Origin of the sequence: Faecalibaculum rodentium (genome assembly GCF_001564455.1) — a bacterium.
GTDB classification, from domain to species: domain Bacteria; phylum Bacillota_I; class Bacilli_A; order Erysipelotrichales; family Erysipelotrichaceae; genus Faecalibaculum; species Faecalibaculum rodentium.
In genome coordinates this window covers 2,225,207-2,242,481 of record NZ_CP011391.1, presented here as the reverse complement: position 1 = coordinate 2,242,481, position 17,275 = coordinate 2,225,207, and the positions used below count along the sequence as shown (strand labels likewise).

The following is a 17,275-nucleotide window of genomic DNA, read 5'->3' as shown; positions in this document are numbered from 1 at the left end:
GGGCTCTCTGGTAACAGGAGTTCTGAAAGAAGCCCGGCGGCAAAGTTCCGGCCTGAGGAACACGAATCGCATATAAGGCCATAGACGGAGACGAGCGTGCCAGACAGCGCAAATCATAATAGTTGCGGATGACTGTCTGTGGTAGATGCGGCAGGTGTATGGAATGAAAGATGTATGACCTTACCCGGGGAGGTCCTGTCAGCGAAAGGAACCATCAAGCCACGATGACACGCCTTCCGCAGTAACAACGAATGGCAGGAAGTCAGCCGAGGCCATAGTAACGAGGAAGTCCCTGTAATGGGGATGGAGTGAAGGGCCGAACGTACAATTTACTGCAAATATCAGGAATGCTTCCTGCACGAAAAACCGAGAAAGGACAAACCCAGAGAGCCCCTGAAGATGAGTAAGGAAGGGCAGTGCGGGAACACGTGAAAGAAAGGGGCAGTCATGGACCAAATAAGACTGATACAGCCGGAAGACCTGAGCACACAGGAAATCTTCTCCATGGAGAACCTGACCAATGCGTGCAGACAGGTACGGCGAAACAATGGAGCTGCAGGGGTAGATGGAGTCAAAGCCAGAGAACTTCCTGCCTGCCCCGGAGAGTATTGGGAGCGACTGCGGGAACAGATACTGGACCGCAGTTATAAACCACTGCCAGCCAAAAGGACCGATACCCCGAAACCGGATGGGAGCATGCGGGGGCTCAATGTCCCGGCTGCCAGAGATAGAGTCATACAGGCCTGTCTGGCAAACTATCTGGATTATAGGAAGGACTTCGAGATGAGCAACAGCTCATACGGGTTCAGGAAGAACAGGAGATGTGAACAGGCGATACTGAAAGGCCTTGAGTTCATGAACGACGGGTATGACTGGATCGTCGACATCGACCTGAGGAAATTCTTCGACACGGTGGACCAGGACAGACTGATACGACTGATAGACAACCTGTTTCACAACAGAGATATAACTGCCCTGACGAGGAAATTCGTCAGGGCAGGAGTCATGATAGACGGCAAACTGACCAGGACGGAAAGGGGTATCCCACAGGGAGGACCGCTTTCACCGATACTGGCCAACATCTATCTGGACCAGGCCGACAAGGAACTGGAAAGCAGAGGGCTGAGATTCACGAGATACGCAGACGATATGCTCATCTATGTGAAGTCGGAAGCCGCCGCCAACAGAGTGATGAAGTCATTCAGCAACTATCTTGAAAAGAAGCTGAAGCTGGAAGTGAATGCTTCAAAATCGAAAGTGGCCAGACCGGATGAAGTGAAATATCTGGGGTTTGGCTTCAAAAGGAACAAAAGGGAATGGAAGGCGATACCGCATGAGAAGTCCATTCATGAGTTCGAGCAGAAGATAATGAAGCTGACAAAACGGAACTGGAGCGTATCTCTTGAGGAGAGGATTGAAAAAATCAATCAGGTCATCAGGGGATGGAGCAATTATTTCAGGTGTGCATGGCTGTATAAAGAAACGGTGCGCAAACTGGACAGCAAGCTCCGGAGAAGAATCAGGGCCATTATCTGGAAGCAGTGGAAAAGCATCAGGAAAAAAGAAGAGAGCCTCATCAAACTGGGATGTCCCAGAGACAAGGCTCACTCATATGCGTGTGCACGACAAGGATGTGTCCGTTGTGCAGTCACGTTCCTGAACAAGTATATCAGAAATATACACCTGAAGAAGAAAGGCCTCCTGACCATAGAGGAATACTTCGATACGGTGGCAGAAAGGTTCATGAAATCATTTGTACGAACCGCCCAGTGCCGAACGGCACGCTGGGTGGTGTGAGAGGGTCTGATGACACCTACTCGATCACGCAGCATGCCGGTTCTGTCCGTCCTGCCAATGCTGCCGATGCTGCCGATGATGGCGGATCCTGTCTTTCACAGCTGTTAGGGTGACTGCCTCCTGCGGCGGGTATGCTGGAGCCATGAAGAAACGCATTCTATGGCTTGTCCTGCTGGCCGCAGCGGTGGTGACCGCGAGCCTGGCCATTACCTCGCCCCTGGTGCAGAACCTGCTGTACACAGGCAGGCGCACCGGCGGCAGTGACCGCGTGACGGGCACCTATGAACTCCAGGGAGAGGACCTGACACTGAAGGAACCGGTGTTCGGGGCCGCCCTGAAGGAGCCCCGCACGGTGATGCTCACCGGCCGCATCGACCAGCAGGGCGGGGAGATCTCCATTGACCTGACCAATGGCAAAACCCGGACCGTCGTCTGCAAGTACCCGGGGTATTTCCAGCAGGAGGTGCAGCTGCCGGCGGGCAGCACCTACCTGGAAGTGGTGTGCAGGCAGTTTACGGGATACATCCTGCTGGAGAGCCGCAAAGCGGGACACCCAGGCGGATGACAGACGCCGGCAAGGCGGTATAATAAAACCGATGCCAGCAAAAAACAGAAAGAAAACAGGGAAGAAGCCGCAGACATTCGGCTTTTCCGTCACCATATTTCTCTGGGCCCTGGCCATCGGACTGGTTTCCGTGTTCTGGGCCCTCTTTATATCCGGCCCGGTGCGCCTGCACGATGCCCAGCTTGCGGCAACGGAGCAGGTGATCCGGGAAGCCGTTCCCGGGATCCGGGGACTGGAACAGAATATTTTTGCATACGTCACGTGGCAGGGCTATACAGAGGAAACACTGTACTGGTTCGACAACAACGGCGGGCAGCTCACGACCCGGGGCATAGAGACACTGGACTACGATGCGGCGAAGGAAAACGCGAAGGAGAACTACAACATAGAGGCGGATTCCATCGAACTGGCATTCGGCTACGACAGTCCGGTGTACGAACTCCATGGATCGGGGAAGCTGCTCATGCTGGATTATGACACCCTGACGCGGATCTACGAAAGAGAGGACAAGGATTGAACAACAGCAGCAACGACTGGAACAGCCCCTGGATAGACCACACGATGTGGATCCTGGGCCACCTGGAATCTCTGCACCTGTCACATCTGGAGGCTTTGACGCTTCTGATGATCGAATATCTCAACAAGGCACAGATTCCTGTGTCTCATGACATTCTGTGCGAAAAACTGGGCATCACCACAGCCCAGGCGGAGCAGACACTGGGGGACCTGAGCGACAAGGGATTCCTGGACTTTGCGATGGAAAACGGCAAAGTCCGCTTCCTCACCCAGGGGGTCTATGACCGGGGCCTGTCGGTGGGACAGCCTCTGGCCAGAAGCCTCATCCAGGAATTCGAGGATGCCTTTGCCAGGACGCTCTCAAGCCAGGAAATGCAGCGCATCATAGACATGGCCGCGGCCTACGGCGAGGACCGGGTGCTGCTGGCACTGGATGAAGCCATTGCCTACGGACACCCCGACACCAACTACATCGAACGGGTCCTGGCTTCCTGGCAGCAGAAGGGCCTGAGCACGGAAGACCTGCGGAAAGGCTACCGCAATGAACGAAGATAACCGCCAGACTGCCGCCCTGCCCGGTGCCGATGCAGATCAGGCCACACCAGGCAGCGACAGCCTGGTGCAGACACCGTCGAAATCCACGCGGTACGGAGACGAGATCATTCACGAGATCGAGAAGATCTTCCCGGATGCCGAGTGCGAGCTGCACCATGAATCGCCCTTCCAGCTCCTGGTGGCGGTGGTGCTCTCGGCGCAGACCACCGATGCGGCTGTGAACAAAGTCACACCGACGCTGTTTGCGGCGTACCCCAATGCGGATGCCATGTCCAGAGCCGAACCGGCGGACCTGGAACCGTATATCCAGACCATTGGCCTGTACCGGACAAAGGCGAAAAACATCGCGGCGCTTGCCAGGGAGCTGGAAGACAAGTACCAGGGGCAGGTGCCTTCGAACCGGAAACAGCTCGAAGCCCTGCCGGGTGTCGGCCGCAAAACCGCCAATGTGGTGCGCAGTGTGGCCTTTGACATCCCCAGCTTCGCGGTGGACACCCACGTTGACCGGATCTCCAAGCGCCTCGGCCTGGCCAGGCCCCAGGATTCCGTGGAGAAGGTCGAGGAAAAACTCAAGCGCAAGATCAGCCGGGATCTCTGGAACCGGGCGCATCACGAAATGATCTTTTTCGGGCGGTATTTCTGCACAGCGCGCAATCCCCGCTGTGCGGACTGCCCCTTTGGCAGGATATGCCGGAAGGAGAAACTGGAGGCATGGAAACAGGCAGAGAAAAAACGCCTCAAGTCGCAACGAGACACAAACGGCTGATCCTGATCCGTCACGGACAGACCGAATTCAACACACAGCACAGACTCCAGGGCTGGAGCGATTCACCGCTGACGGAGGAAGGGAAGCGGCAGATGGCCCGTTCCGGGCTGGAACTGAAGCACATGGGTGTGCAGCCGGACGTGATCTGGTGCAGCGACCTGGGTCGGGCTGTGGAGTCTGCGGGTATTGTGCTGCCGTATGCACAGCGCATGGCCCTGCCGGCGCTGCGGGAGTATTCCTTCGGGGAGTTCGACGGAAAACCCGGAGCGGATGCACCGGGCTGGGATGAACTCCCGGCTTATGGAGCCGAGGACCTGGCAGAGGCCAGGGACCGGCTGGCCAAAGCCATTGGCTATGTCCTGTCCAAAACCCCGGATGGCGAAACGGCGGTGGGGATCACCCATGGCATTGCGGCGAGTCTCATTCTTACCTTTGCAGAGTGTGACCAGCAGCCCGAATGGTTCCAGAACGGGTGCCTGCTGATCTTTGACTGGGACGGTGAAATTCTGCGGCTGCAGGAGATCCGGAACAATGAACACGGTAAAGAATAATCACACAGTATCACACAATGTGGCGTTTATATTACCATACCAGGCTGGTATCTTATAGGTGAGCCAAGGATAGAGGCTCACTTCATAATCAAATTCCCTTTCTTAAAACTTTCTTAGATTAGAGACCGCAAGGTCTCTTTTCTAACTTCAGGGGAACAGAATGGAACAAAACTCTGTTTACCGCGGGAAATCATTGCCTGTGGTAAAGAATGCTGGAATTTAACGCCGGGAAATTGTTGACTGCAGTAAATATTGCGAATCCTTGAAATATCAAACCCGGTTCAATCTAAATCACATAAAATCACACAATGCGGCTGCAATCAAAACATAGTGCTTTGGTATATTCTATGTGAGCCAAGGATAGAGGCTCACTTCATAATCAAATTCCCTTTCTTAAAACTTTCTACAAGAGCGCCCGCCATATGGTGGGCCTTTTGCATTTTATGTCGACACACCTGACCGGTATGTTAAGATCCAGAAATAACAGCAGGACTAATGAACCCACTCTTTTGTTGCCATCTGCAAATGGGTGCTTTTTGATCTGACCGCTTTTTCAACTGTCGAAGGATAAGCTTCTACGAATCAGAAGGATGCCAATGGTGCATAACAGGCACGCTCAGGCCATCCCTGGTCCCTGATTCCATCTTCTCCTCCATCGTGCAGAATGGCTTTATGATGAAGCTGAAGTATATTTGCAATGGATGGATAGTTCATCTATTCTGCCATTTTCCCGAAATCATTACTATATTTTTCCAGAAACTTATCTGCAGCATCCTCAACCTCCTGACTTGTCGGGAAGGTAATCTGGTCCTCCTTGAAAGCAGTCAGGACATAAGCAGGTCTATTGTTTTTCATGATAGTCAATGTTCCTTTCTTATCAGCCAGTTTTGCAGCTGCCCTGAAATTTTGATTTACCTCAGTAATGGAAATCATGGCATGGGTATAAACATCATAGATCCGCCTCCTGTTCTCGATACAGCTGTTTTTATAGCTATCCGCAATGAAAACGGATCTTTTTCCTGCTCTTTGCCGGTGAAACACTCCCTGCTGGATGTAATCAGTCACGTAAAAAAGAGGCCCGGCGCGCGCTGCCGGATACCTCAGCCACTCCCACCCCGGCTGGCAGTGCATCTGCCTGGGCAGAAGCCTTATGCCTGGCGGGGTGTTGCTTACACCCTGTTCTGCACAGCTGACGCCGTCAACCCTTCGCGATTCCGCAACCAGAAAACAAAAAAACAGGCCGCTTTCTCCTGCCCCTCTGCCTCATCAGCGTCAAGGACAGGCATGCAGCCTGTTTTCATCAGTCCTGGTTCTTGTCGTAAATCGTCTTGAGCCCCTTGAAAATCAGATCCGGGTCATAGACATCGATCATATCCGTCGCCCCGCAGATCACGCGCCCCAGGCCACCCGTCGCAATGACCCGGAAATCCGTCTTCAGCTCCCGCCGGTACTGCTTCACCGTCGTCTCGAAGCCCCCCAGAAACTGGAAGAAGATCCCGGCCTGCATCTCTGTTGCGGTGTTGCGCGCCAGGATCGTCTCCGGCTTGCGGATCTCCACCTCCGGCAGCTGTGCCGTGCGTCCCCACAGCGCATTCGCTCCCGACTCGATGCCCACCGAAATGGCACCCGCACGGAACACACCGTCCGCATCCACATAGTCATACGTCGTGGCCGTCCCGAAATCCACCACCAGGATCGGCCCGCCATAGGTGTGATATGCCCCGGCGCAGTCTGCGATCCGGTCGGCCCCCACAGACCGGGGGTTGTCCAGCTGCACGCTGATTCCCGTCCGGATCCCCGGGCCTACGATCAGCGGCTCCAGGTGCAGGTACTTCACAATGGCGTTCTTCAGCGAATGCATGATCTTCGGCACCACGCTGGACACGATCACCGCATCGATCTGATCCGGCAGGATTTGTGCCAGGTCCATGAACGCATAGAGCAGCACCGCGATTTCATCGCTCGTGCGCCGTTCCGCCGTGCTGGCCCGCTTTGTCGCCACCAGGTCATCCCCGTCATAGAACCCGATCGTGATGTTCGTGTTCCCCACATCAATGGCCATCAACATCCTGCTGCCTCCTCCAGGATCCTGTATCCCAGATCCTCCTTCGTGGTCTTTTCCAGCCGCCGTGTTTTTTCCGGCGTAATGAACAGCACCACATTTGTATCCGTCCCGAATCCGGCCCCCGGCACAAACAGGTCATTGGCCACCAGCAGATTGCAGTGCTTGGCCTCCAGCTTGTGCCTGGCATTTTCCTCCAGATTCTGGGTTTCCATCGCGAAGCCCACCAGCTTCTGCCCCGGCCGCTTGTGTTCCCCCAGCCACGCCAGAATATCCGGATTGGGTTCCAGCTCCGTCACCAGCGCCGCATCCCGTTTCTTGATCTTCTGATCCGATACGACCTTCGGCCGGAAATCCGACACTGCCGCCGCCAGCACAAAAATGTCCGCATCCTGACGGGCTTTCACCGCCTCGAACATCTCCCGCGCCGAAACCACCGGCACGACCTCCATCTCCGAAGGAGCCGCCAGAGACACCGGACCGGTAATGAGCACCGTCTCTGCCCCGAGATTTCGCGCCGCCCGGGCGATCGCATACCCCTGCTTACCCGTCGAGTGATTGGAAATGAACCGCACGGGATCCAGCGCCTCCTGCGTCGGGCCGGCAGTGACCACCACGCGCTTTCCCGCCAGGGGCTTGTCATGCAGCGAAGAAAGCACCGTCTCCGCAATGGTTTCCACCGGCGGCAGCTTGCCCTTGCCTTCATCCTGACACGCCAGCAGACCGCTCACCGGTTCCAGGATCTCCCAGCCCCGGTTTCTGAGCACCCGCAGGTTGTCCTGCACCGCCTCGTTTTCATACATATGCACATTCATCGCCGGACACAGGATGCGCTTGCGGTATGCAGCCAGACACACGGTGCTTGCCAGGTCATCCGCGATTCCGTGGGCGATCTTGCCGATGATGTTCGCCGTTGCCGGCACCACACACACCACATCTGCCCACTTCGCGAGATTCACATGCGCGATGGGATCCTCCGGGTGGTCTTCGAACAGCGATGTCAGCACCGGCCTGTGACAGAGGGACTCAAAGGTGAGAGGCGTGACAAACTTCGTGGCGTGTTCCGTCATCACCACCCGGATCTCATGTCCGGTCTTCGACAGCCGGCTTGTCAGATCGCAGGCTTTGTACGCCGCGATCCCGCCCGTCACGACAATCAGAATATGCTTGGGTTCCATGAACAGTCCCTCCTCGATTCATTCTGGATTTCAATCAATTCAGTATATAGTTCGACACCGGCAAAACACAAGTGTGGTTCCTGTGCCCGTGAGGCCGATGATGGCCTGGTTGGTCGATATGCCGATGGAGAGCCTGCCAGAGGACAAACAGTTTTTACAGGCATACACGGCTTGAGTACAATAAACCTATGAATATCGTAGTCGCCTGCGACTCCTTCAAAGGATGCATGAGTGCTCCTGAAGCGGTGCGCAGCATAGAAAAAGGAATTATCCGGGCCAACCCGGAACACAAAGTCCACGCCTATCCCATGGCAGATGGCGGCGAAGGCACCTCGGAGGTCTTCGCCCGCTACAGCAAAGGCAGGCTCGTGGAATGCAGCGTGGCGGACGCCTATGGAAAACCCGTCACGGCGAGATACTGCTGGAATGAGAAAGACAAAGTGGCGATCATGGATGCGGCCAGTGCCATTGGTCTGAACCGCACACCGCGGGAACGCCGCAATCCCATGATTGCCAGCAGCAGCGGCGTGGGGATGCTCATGCGGGATGCGATCGACCGCGGAGCCCAGGAGATCATCATCGGGCTCGGCGGCACGGCCACCAACGATGGGGGCATGGGGCTGCTGGCGGAATTCGGGGCGGTGTTCTATGACAGCAGCCGCCAGATCCTGCCCCCCTGCACCTACAGCCTGGACCGCATTGCGTTTATTGACAAACGCCGCTGCCGGCTTCCGCGTCACGTGAAGATCACCGTGGCGTGCGACGTCAAGAACCACCTCCTGGGGGAAAACGGCGCCACCTATGTCTTCGGGCGCCAGAAAGGACTCTACAAAACCCAGATGGTGCAGGTGGACGAAGCCATGGTCCATTACCGCGACAAGATCCGCCAGACTTTCCATGTGGACATGGATGCCCAGGAAGGATCCGGCGCGGCGGGCGGCATTGGCGGTCTGCTTCTGTCGGTTTGCGGTGCCAGCATGGTGCCGGGGATCGAACTGATCATGGAGTACAGCGGCCTGGAGGATGCCATTGCGAAAGCTGACCTTGTGATCACCGGCGAAGGCCAGACCGACCGGCAGACGCTTTTTGGCAAAGTGCCCTACGGTGTGGCTGCGCTGGCCCGAAAGCATCAGGTGCCCTGCATCTGCCTCTCCGGCGCTCTGGGGCCGGGGTATGAAGGGATGTATGATGCCGGGTGCATTGGCGTGTTTTCCACCGCAGACCGGGCCATGGACTTTTCCACCGCCCTGCGCACCGGGAAACAGAAACTGGAAGACCTGGCCTACAGTGTGATCAGGCTCGCTGACGGCCTGCAGGCAGGGAATGCGCGCAAATGAGCATTCCCTATATATAATAAGGAACAGATGAACTCCTGCCTGAAGCACAGGCAGGACAGTTTGAACAGTACCGTTCGGACCTTAGATACGTCTGTTCGGTACAGGGAGGATGGAATGAAACCAGGAAAACTGCTGCTGGCACTGCTGTTTGTGCCGGTTCTGCTTCTGAGCGCGTGCACCACGAAACGCTCTGAATTCACCATCACAGACGTCACCGTCCAGGACGTCCGGGACATGGCGGAAGACGGGGACACCTTCCTGCTGCTCGTGGAGCGGGAGGGGTGCGAATTCTGCCAGGCCATGAATGACTACATCGAAGAGACAAAAGGGGATCATCCTGAGGTGCACCTCTTCCGCCTGGACACCACGGACTTTGACCTCGTGAAGGAAAACGCAGAGGACAAGACCCTGGTCTCCAGCACCGAAGAGGGCAAAGAGTGGCTGAAGCTCCAGCCGTATTTTCTCTACACCCCCGCGATTTACCGCTACGAAAACGGCAAATCGGATGAAGCAGCCATTGGCTACAACGTCGTGACCGAAGAGATCAGCCTCTGGAACACCACCAGCACCATCGACTTTGACACCGCAAAGACGGAAGGCCTCTGGGAGTTCCTCGAGCGATGACCGTCAAAGTCCTGGCCTTCGATCTCGACGGCACGCTGCTGCGCAAAGACCAAACGGTGGATCCGCGCACGGCGGATGCGATTCACCGCGCCATCGACGCAGGCATGCATGTGGTGCTCGCCACCGGTCGTGACCGCGCGGGGTGTGAATTTGTCTACAAGCCCCTGGGGCTGGACAAAGGGGAGAACTTCCTGGCGCTGGTGAACGGCCAGATCCTCTACGACTTTGCGAACAAAGAATACGATGTGGATGATGTCCTGACGCCCGAAGACAGTGTGAAGATCCAGAACACATGCCGGAAATATGGTGTGGAGGGGATCTTCTGCTGCGGGTACGACTTCTACTCCTACCTGACCACGCCCGGGCGGGTGCGCAAGCAGCTGCGCCGCGTGATTTCGGGAGAACCGGATGATTACGGACTCAAGGCTGCCAGCGATGTGCGCACCTTCGCCAACCTGCCCTCCAGGGGGCGGGTGATCGACAAGGATATCAACAAGGTCTGCATGATTCACTCCCCGAAGTTTTTCGAGAAGAATCTCCCGAAGCTGCGGGAAGAGCTCAAGGCGTACGACCTGCTGATGGTGGGCGACAACTGGCTGGAGATCATGCCCCATGGTGTCTCCAAGGCCAGCGCCCTGAGGAAAGTGGCGGAAAAAGTCGGCTGCACGATGAATGAAGTCATGGCCTTCGGCGATGCGGAAAACGACATCCCGATGCTCAAGGAAGCGGGGATCGGGGTGGCCATGGGCAATGCCATGGAGACCGCCAAGGAAGCCGCAAGCTATGTGACGGACACCAATGAAAACAACGGCATTGGCAAAGCTATCGATCTGGTCCTGGCAGGAAAGGAAGACCTGCTGAGGTGCAAAGACGCGAAAGCAGAAAAAACAGCGGCCTGATCAGCCGCTGTTTTTGTCGTGGGTTTCCGGAAGGCCGGCAGAGGCCAGTGCAGCATGGAGTCGCATGGCGTCAATGTCCGACGGCACACGCTCCATGGTCTCCTCTATGGACCAGTGCAGCCGGCAGGCCAGCGCCGGAGCGAGGACTTCCACGCATCCTGGTACCCGTCCCGGTACCCCTGTTCGTATTCGGTTTTGTTCCTGTTCATACCGCCTCAGTCCTGTCAATACAGTTTCAGTATAGCGAACACGGCATAAAACAAACGGCCTCCGTCTTCAGGGCGGAGATTTTTTTGCTGCCCGGGCAGTTTCGCAGACTGTGCGACGTCTTCGATGGTGTCCAGGATCTTCTCCTTTTGCTCATCCGTGAACTGATTGAACCGGGCATTGAGCACCGAGTCGGGACTTGGCCGTTTGCCCAGCAGAATGTAGTCGGTGCTGGTATCCAGGGTTTTGCACAGGTGGATGAGTGTTGCAACAGAAGCGCTGTTACACCGCGTTCCAGGCCGGAAACATACTGTCTGGTCACATCGGGCAGTTCCGATACATGTTCCTGTGTCATGTTCCGGTTGAGGCGGCACTCCTTGATCCGCAGGCCAATCTGCACATTGAGCGGTTTTTTCTTTCTTTTCTCTCGCATGGGGTTCCTCTATGACAATTCTAAAAACATTGCACGAAGTTTGTAACAAGGCGGTGATAGTAAAAGGAAAATGTTGTTCCTTTATCTGAATGGATGGAACCGGGCAGCGGGAGATTGCGGAAATGCGTCGGATATTGCGGGGATCGGCTCCTGGAACGAAATTGAATCATTTTATTACAAAATGAAACGAAAGTTCCTTAAACAACGTTCCAAATATGACATAGAACGAACAAAAACATTACATTTGTATCATTCCGGGGTTTTACCAAAGTAAATGTAATGCTATTATCCGAAGTATCAGACAGTTCCTTAACCAAAGGCAACACATTTACTGGTCATGACAGAGAGGAGAGTACCGTTGATGAACTATGGATATACGTGCATGCGGCCCAACGAGCCGTTTGAGCCCTTCTGCGACGGGAAAATCTTCATTGATCAGGTCGGGGATGTCCGGATGCCTGCCTTTGAAGAACTGACACACGTTCTTGTCGATGGGGATCTCGTTACGATTCCCAGTCTTGTATGTCTTGGCTGCACCTTCGCCCAGATCTGCGAGAGATGGGACATGCTGCGGGGAACCGGTGCCAGGGTCCTGGTCCTGGACTATCCGGATTCGCAGAAAGCCGACCCGGAAACACTCGACCGGATCATGGAGTACATGAAAAAGACCCAGGAACAGCTCAGGCAGTCCGGTACAAGACCGAGCCTGCGCAGAAACTTTTCCCAGGTCGGGCCCAAGTCCAAGGAAATCCCGGCAGAATTCGACATGCTGAGCGAATCCTACAAGCAGGGACGCATCAGCAGCCGGGCAGCGGCAGAACGTCTGAACATTTCACACACAACATTCCTCAGGTGGTGCCGAACCATTCTGCCTATGGAATAAAAGAAAGCAATCATTTTGAAAGGGGAAACGCATGAATAATAACCGACGTGCAGACTGTCTTCCTCCTTAGGGGTTTGAACAGTCCGTGCCGGAAAACAGGCAGGCATAATTTCCGGCACAAGCCAAAGCCTGCACCGGAAGCTTTCCGTTGTTCCGGAACAGAAAGCGGACGGCAACAAACCGACTAGAAAAGGAGGGGGAATTTGATTAGGAAGAAACACATAACCCTATGCTTCAGCCTTTTTCTGGCATTGAGCATGGTTCTGGGTCAGCTGATTCCTGTCACAGCCACGGATGAGGTCCCGACAGAGGAAGTCATCCCGGAGGAGACAGGCACACCCGAACCGCCAGCTAAGCCAGATCCGGAACCCGCGGCTGAAGAAGAATCCGGTACAGTCCCAACAGGAGATGAAGGTACGGTCACCGTACCACCAGAACCTGCTCAGGACGGACAGGGGGAAGAACCCACAACTCCATCGGAGGAACCCACGGAGGATAATGCCTCTTATCCGGAAAAGATTGTGAAGACCAGAATTGGCAATGCGGAAATTATGGCTACCTATGACTCGCAGTCAGGGCTGCCTGAAGAAGCTGCCTTTCGGGTTGAGGAAGTTACCGGAGAAGCTGCAGAGGTCTATAAGGAATGGGCGAATAACACGCTTACAGGAGATGTTACATTTGCACAGTTCTTTGATATCTGGTTCGAGTTCAATGGTGAGAAAGTCCAGCCAGAACCTGATACTGTAAAAATCAATATCCAGTATCCTGAAAAACTGGAAAAGAGTGAGGACGAATCTGTTTCTGTTGTTCATTTTCCGGATGATGCAGCCATTGAGGTTCTGGATGATGCGACTATCGATCAGACCTCGACTGAAGTAAAGCAGGTCGAGCTTAGTGCGACCAGTTTCTCAGTCTACGGAATTGTAGGGGAAAAGGAACCGGTCATTGAATTTACCTTCTATGCTCCGAAAAGCATCGATCAGAATGGCAATGCCGAATATGAGAGGTATTCGTATACTGATAAAGCTAATAACAGCGTAGATACGCAGTTTGTAGCCAACGGTAGCAGGATCGAGTATCCCGGAAAACCTTATGCAGGTTTTGGGGACTATGTTTTCGAAGACTGGTATTACGGTGAATATGATGAAAGCGGAAAACCCGTACTGACAGGACAAAAAGTGGATTTCGAAACTGCAGTTGAAACGACTACTAGGATCAGCAAACCTATTATTGCCAAGTACGTTCAGGCAAAATATGGCGTTTTCTATGATGATATGGATGGGACAGTAGTTCTCGCACATGTTCGATATGTAGACGGTAAAATTGCTGCTGCTGCAATCAAAGCTACTCCTGCAGAGAAGAATGAAGTATTCGTGGGATGGTCCATAGAAAAGAGTGGGACTCCTATAAAGCTGGATCAGGATGGCAATTATACTGGTATAGAAACAAATTTCTATCCTGTATTTGCTCAGGCTTACACCCTTACATTCAGTACTGGTGAAGGATCTTATGTAAAACCACAGACGGTCAAACCTGATGAACGACCAACAGTACCTGAAGAACCACATCGAACCGGCTATACATTTGGTGGCTGGTATGGAGACGAAGCCTGCACAAAGATTTTCGATTTTGAGAAGACTTTGACTGCTTCCGCAACTGTTTATGCAAAATGGGAACCTGCAGAGACAAACTATACAGTTATTTACTGGCTTCAGGCTATTACTGACAAGGTGGAGACTGATCCAAAGAATTATGAATATGCAGACTCAGAAGTACTAAAAGCCGTAACCGGATCCAAAGTTAGTATTGATGATAATAGAATTCAAAATAAACGCCCATTAAAAGACTCAAAGGGGAATACCATCTATTCTCATAAAGATGAAGAGAAAGTAGTTAATGGTGATGGATCTACTGTTGTGAATGTGTATTATGATCGGGAAATCATTACGTACATTTTCAACGGTGGGTATCTGTTTCGACAGATAGCTGCTCCAAGTTCTAGTGGCGAAATATATGGGTTAGTAGATGGAACGTATGAGAAACTAACCTATCGCAACAACGGTTGGTATTACTGGCAGGGAGGAATGATTCTTGGAAGTTGGAAAAAGTACCAAGGCTCGTTCTATGAAAGGTATATATCGGAAGATATAGTACTGAGGGGCTTATACGGAACTTCTCTGGAGCAAAATGGGTTTACCTGTCCAACTGGTCCCTGGAGTAATGAAGGAACAGGATATCCGTTTATTACCCATTTCATTGATCCTGGTGGTAACGGACGTACAACTGTAGAGTTTACAAAATCTAGCCAAGGATCAAGAAAAGTCGAGGTTTATAAGCAGAACATAGATGGAAAAACTTACAGGGATGAAGCTGATTTCTCTCAACCAATGAATAGTACTGGATATTCTTCTTGGACTTTTTCAGAGGTAATTAACGGTTTTACAGTGGATAGCTATTGGCAGCCGAGCTCTCGGTCATGGGTAGCAACTGAAGAAGGGGCAACTATAAACATACCATCAGGAGATTTGAGGATTAGATATAAACGTAATTCATATTCCTTGAACTTCAAAAACGGAAACCTAGACCATGATACAAAAAAGATCTTGTTTGAGAATTCTATAAAAGATCATATATCTGATCTCAAAGTTCCTGAATACCCTAATAATCCCGCAGACGCTGATCAATACGCATTTGTAGGTTGGTTCGCAGACCCACAATGTACTACTCTGGTAGATTTCGGAACATTACCTGCGGGTACTCTTGCCAGCATCCAGCGAGACTGGGGAATTGAAAAGGTTACAAAATATGAAACGATGCCCTCTTCTAACTTAGAAGTTTATGCTGGCTGGTATCGCAAAAAATTCAATGTGAAACTGAATTTGAACGGTGGATCCCTAAGTGAAGAAATACCTGTTGAATTTAGCGCACAATATGGTGATGAACTTGCAGGTGATTATTTCACAAAACCGCAAAGAGAGGGTTATACCTTTGTAGGTTGGGCTCTGACAGAAACTCTTAACACTAATGCTACCGAGTATTGGGACCCCGTTCGAAAGGTTACAAGTGATACGGAGCTGACCGCTGTATGGAAGGCTACTGGTTCGTTCAATGTCGTTTACTACGATCATGAGCACGCAAAAAAATTGGATTCGCTGAATATTGCTGAAGAGAAGTTTGCGGATAGCAGCGCTGTATCGCTGAAAAAGCCAGAATCAGGTCATGTTCCTGATAACAAATCCTTCCATGGTTGGATGCTGCTTGATAAAAATGATCAACAGGTTGGCAATATTTACAAGCCTGGAGAATCTTTTGTCATTGATGCAGGAACTATGGCGAGAGGCGATAAGGATATTCATGTACAGATGGTAGTAACCGAACCAGGGACCACGACTCTCACCTATCACAAGAATGTAGCAGGAACTGGTAATTCTTCATTCACTGTGGGGGATATTGCTGTAAACACGAGCATTTCTGGCAATGAGCAAAAACCAATCAGTGATTTCCCAGAAGATTGGATCCGTGAAGGATATGAATTCACTGGCTGGAACACAATGGCAGATGGTAGTGGCAAAAGTTTTGCGCCTGGTATTACAGATTATGCAGTCAGCAAAGATGGTCCTAATAATCTGTATGCTCAGTACAGAAGATTCTATACGGTAACCGTAAAGAAAACTGTAAATGGCAGCTTTGGCGATCGTTTCTATGACTTTGGTTTCACTGTAAATGGTGATATTGATAAGCTTCAATCCTTCACTTTGAAAAGTGGTAACCAAAGGGAACTCAAATTTTATGAAGACGATGTCCTTGACTTGAGTGAAACAGCTGTTGAAGGTTATACAACGCAAATCAAGATAACTCCTTTAGGAGGATCGACTACAACCCAAAATGTATCAAGTCTTACTGGATACACAGTTAAAAGCGATACAGAAATCGAGTTCATTAATACTAAAGAGGGCACTGTACCTACTGGAATTAATGAAGGAAGCATGATTCCATATCTGGCTCTGATCATCGCGGGTATTGGGTTAGGTATCACTTATGTTTTGATTCTCCGACGTAGACAAATGTATCGGTAATTCAGTTATGTGGCTATAAAGGAGGTTAGTTATGCCGCCCAAAAATATGGATGACATTGCCGCTTTTATAGATGGAATGAAATTTAAGAAGAAAACTTTTGGGGGTGTCGATGAACTCGATGTCCTCAAGCAGATGGAAGCTCTTCAGCAAGTGTATCGGTCTGTTTATGAAAGTCAGGCTGCATACTATCAGGCTCTGATTGACGAACGCGATGCAATGATTGCCAGGTTGAGAAGAGGATGAAGAAACGCAAGGAAGAGGTTTCCGTCAGCCCTGAACGATCTATTAAACGGAAGAGACGAAAAGCCCTGGACAGACGTGATGTCCGAAGCTTCATCGTCCGTCTGATTGGACTGATCCTGTTTGTTATTCTTCTATTCTATGTGATTTTCCGGATAATCCCGGTACCCAATGATGATATGCGGCCAACGTTACGGGCCAGAGACCTGCAGCTTGTATACCGTTATCCTTCCGAACTTTGGAACAACGATGTCGTTGTTTATGAAGGTGGGGGGAAAACAAGAACTGGACGTATAGTCGCAAGACCCGGAGATACGGTTGAAATCACAGAAGACGATCAGCTTATGGTCAACGGATCTGTTGTATCAGAAGGAAATATCTATTACTCAACCCCGGCGTATGACTCGGATGTAACCTATCCGCTCACGCTGGGAGAGAATGAGTACTTCATTCTGAGTGACTACAGAGAAGGCGCCAAAGACAGCAGACAGTTTGGACCGGTTCAAAGAAACCAGATCATAGGCAAGGTACTGACAGTACTGAGAAGATCAGGACTGTAAGTATATAGAAAAACAGAATAAAGAA

General features: G+C 52.1%; 19 protein-coding genes. 13 read left to right on the top strand and 6 right to left on the bottom strand.

Annotated features, from left to right (window positions below; translation table 11 throughout):
- Positions 1-447 precede the first annotated feature (447 nt).
- The 6 genes from ltrA (at position 448) to aalo17_RS10910 (ending at position 4,750) form a co-directional block, all read left to right on the top strand.
- Positions 448-1,797, top strand: a complete 1,350-nt coding sequence (gene ltrA / locus aalo17_RS10935) for a group II intron reverse transcriptase/maturase (protein WP_067559449.1) — start codon at positions 448-450, stop codon at positions 1,795-1,797.
- 142 nt (positions 1,798-1,939) lie between these two features.
- Positions 1,940-2,362 (top strand): hypothetical protein, encoded by a 423-nt coding sequence (locus aalo17_RS10930; protein ID WP_067559446.1) that lies wholly within the window; start codon positions 1,940-1,942, stop codon positions 2,360-2,362.
- Positions 2,363-2,393: 31 nt separating this feature from the next.
- Entirely contained in the window at positions 2,394-2,879 is a 486-nt protein-coding gene (locus aalo17_RS10925; RefSeq protein WP_067559443.1) for a hypothetical protein, read from the top strand.
- Positions 2,876-3,433, top strand: coding sequence for a DnaD domain-containing protein (locus tag aalo17_RS10920; protein ID WP_067559440.1), 558 nt, complete (start codon positions 2,876-2,878; stop codon positions 3,431-3,433). Before aalo17_RS10925 ends, aalo17_RS10920 begins: the two co-directional genes overlap by 4 nt.
- Complete coding sequence (nth, locus tag aalo17_RS10915; RefSeq protein ID WP_082743393.1) at positions 3,420-4,199, top strand: endonuclease III; 780 nt, start codon at positions 3,420-3,422, stop codon at positions 4,197-4,199. Before aalo17_RS10920 ends, nth begins: the two co-directional genes overlap by 14 nt.
- Entirely contained in the window at positions 4,145-4,750 is a 606-nt protein-coding gene (locus aalo17_RS10910; RefSeq protein ID WP_067559437.1) for a histidine phosphatase family protein, read from the top strand. Before nth ends, aalo17_RS10910 begins: the two co-directional genes overlap by 55 nt.
- A 403-nt stretch (positions 4,751-5,153) precedes the next feature.
- Here aalo17_RS10910 and aalo17_RS13375 read toward each other — a convergent pair whose 3' ends face one another.
- The 4 genes from aalo17_RS13375 to coaBC all read right to left on the bottom strand — a co-directional run bounded on the left by aalo17_RS13375 (position 5,154) and on the right by coaBC (position 7,990).
- Positions 5,154-5,291 carry a Fic family protein gene (locus aalo17_RS13375; protein ID WP_082743391.1) on the bottom strand — a complete coding sequence of 46 codons (138 nt, stop codon included), beginning with the start codon at positions 5,289-5,291 and terminating at the stop codon, positions 5,154-5,156.
- A 173-nt stretch (positions 5,292-5,464) separates the two neighbouring features.
- Positions 5,465-5,815, bottom strand: a complete 351-nt coding sequence (locus aalo17_RS10905; RefSeq protein WP_145907691.1) for a hypothetical protein — start codon at positions 5,813-5,815, stop codon at positions 5,465-5,467.
- Positions 5,816-6,050: 235 nt separating this feature from the next.
- Positions 6,051-6,818, bottom strand: a complete 768-nt coding sequence (locus aalo17_RS10900) for a type III pantothenate kinase (RefSeq protein WP_067559432.1) — start codon at positions 6,816-6,818, stop codon at positions 6,051-6,053.
- Positions 6,812-7,990, bottom strand: a complete 1,179-nt coding sequence (coaBC, locus tag aalo17_RS10895; protein WP_067559429.1) for a bifunctional phosphopantothenoylcysteine decarboxylase/phosphopantothenate--cysteine ligase CoaBC — start codon at positions 7,988-7,990, stop codon at positions 6,812-6,814. Before coaBC ends, aalo17_RS10900 begins: the two co-directional genes overlap by 7 nt.
- 188 nt (positions 7,991-8,178) lie before the next feature.
- Here coaBC and aalo17_RS10890 point away from each other — a divergent pair, with 188 nt between their 5' ends.
- From aalo17_RS10890 to aalo17_RS10880, 3 genes are all read left to right on the top strand, one after another.
- Positions 8,179-9,327, top strand: coding sequence for a glycerate kinase family protein (locus aalo17_RS10890; RefSeq protein ID WP_067559426.1), 1,149 nt, complete (start codon positions 8,179-8,181; stop codon positions 9,325-9,327).
- A gap of 114 nt (positions 9,328-9,441) precedes the next feature.
- Positions 9,442-9,951 (top strand): hypothetical protein, encoded by a 510-nt coding sequence (locus tag aalo17_RS10885; protein ID WP_067559424.1) that lies wholly within the window; start codon positions 9,442-9,444, stop codon positions 9,949-9,951.
- Positions 9,948-10,850, top strand: coding sequence for a Cof-type HAD-IIB family hydrolase (locus aalo17_RS10880; protein ID WP_067559421.1), 903 nt, complete (start codon positions 9,948-9,950; stop codon positions 10,848-10,850). Before aalo17_RS10885 ends, aalo17_RS10880 begins: the two co-directional genes overlap by 4 nt.
- Here aalo17_RS10880 and aalo17_RS12890 read toward each other — a convergent pair whose 3' ends face one another.
- Together aalo17_RS12890 and aalo17_RS13370 are read right to left on the bottom strand one after the other, a co-directional pair.
- Complete coding sequence (locus aalo17_RS12890) at positions 10,851-11,003, bottom strand: hypothetical protein (protein ID WP_158507791.1); 153 nt, start codon at positions 11,001-11,003, stop codon at positions 10,851-10,853.
- 82 nt (positions 11,004-11,085) lie between these two features.
- Positions 11,086-11,490 carry a helix-turn-helix domain-containing protein gene (locus aalo17_RS13370; RefSeq protein WP_145907688.1) on the bottom strand — a complete coding sequence of 135 codons (405 nt, stop codon included), beginning with the start codon at positions 11,488-11,490 and terminating at the stop codon, positions 11,086-11,088.
- A gap of 361 nt (positions 11,491-11,851) precedes the next feature.
- On the opposite strand from aalo17_RS13370, the gene aalo17_RS10865 reads away from it, so the two are divergent.
- The 4 genes from aalo17_RS10865 to lepB all read left to right on the top strand — a co-directional run bounded on the left by aalo17_RS10865 (position 11,852) and on the right by lepB (position 17,250).
- The gene (locus aalo17_RS10865; protein WP_067559411.1) at positions 11,852-12,373 is read left to right on the top strand and encodes a hypothetical protein; all 522 of its coding nucleotides are present in this window, start codon (positions 11,852-11,854) and stop codon (positions 12,371-12,373) included.
- A 203-nt stretch (positions 12,374-12,576) separates the two neighbouring features.
- Positions 12,577-16,449 carry an InlB B-repeat-containing protein gene (locus aalo17_RS10860; protein WP_067559408.1) on the top strand — a complete coding sequence of 1,291 codons (3,873 nt, stop codon included), beginning with the start codon at positions 12,577-12,579 and terminating at the stop codon, positions 16,447-16,449.
- 31 nt (positions 16,450-16,480) lie between these two features.
- Positions 16,481-16,693, top strand: coding sequence for a hypothetical protein (locus aalo17_RS10855; protein ID WP_067559405.1), 213 nt, complete (start codon positions 16,481-16,483; stop codon positions 16,691-16,693).
- Positions 16,690-17,250: a signal peptidase I gene (lepB, locus tag aalo17_RS10850; protein ID WP_075884696.1), complete on the top strand. Its 561-nt coding sequence runs from the start codon at positions 16,690-16,692 to the stop codon at positions 17,248-17,250. The genes aalo17_RS10855 and lepB overlap by 4 nt, the downstream gene beginning before the upstream one ends.
- The last annotated feature ends 25 nt before the right edge of the window (positions 17,251-17,275 follow it).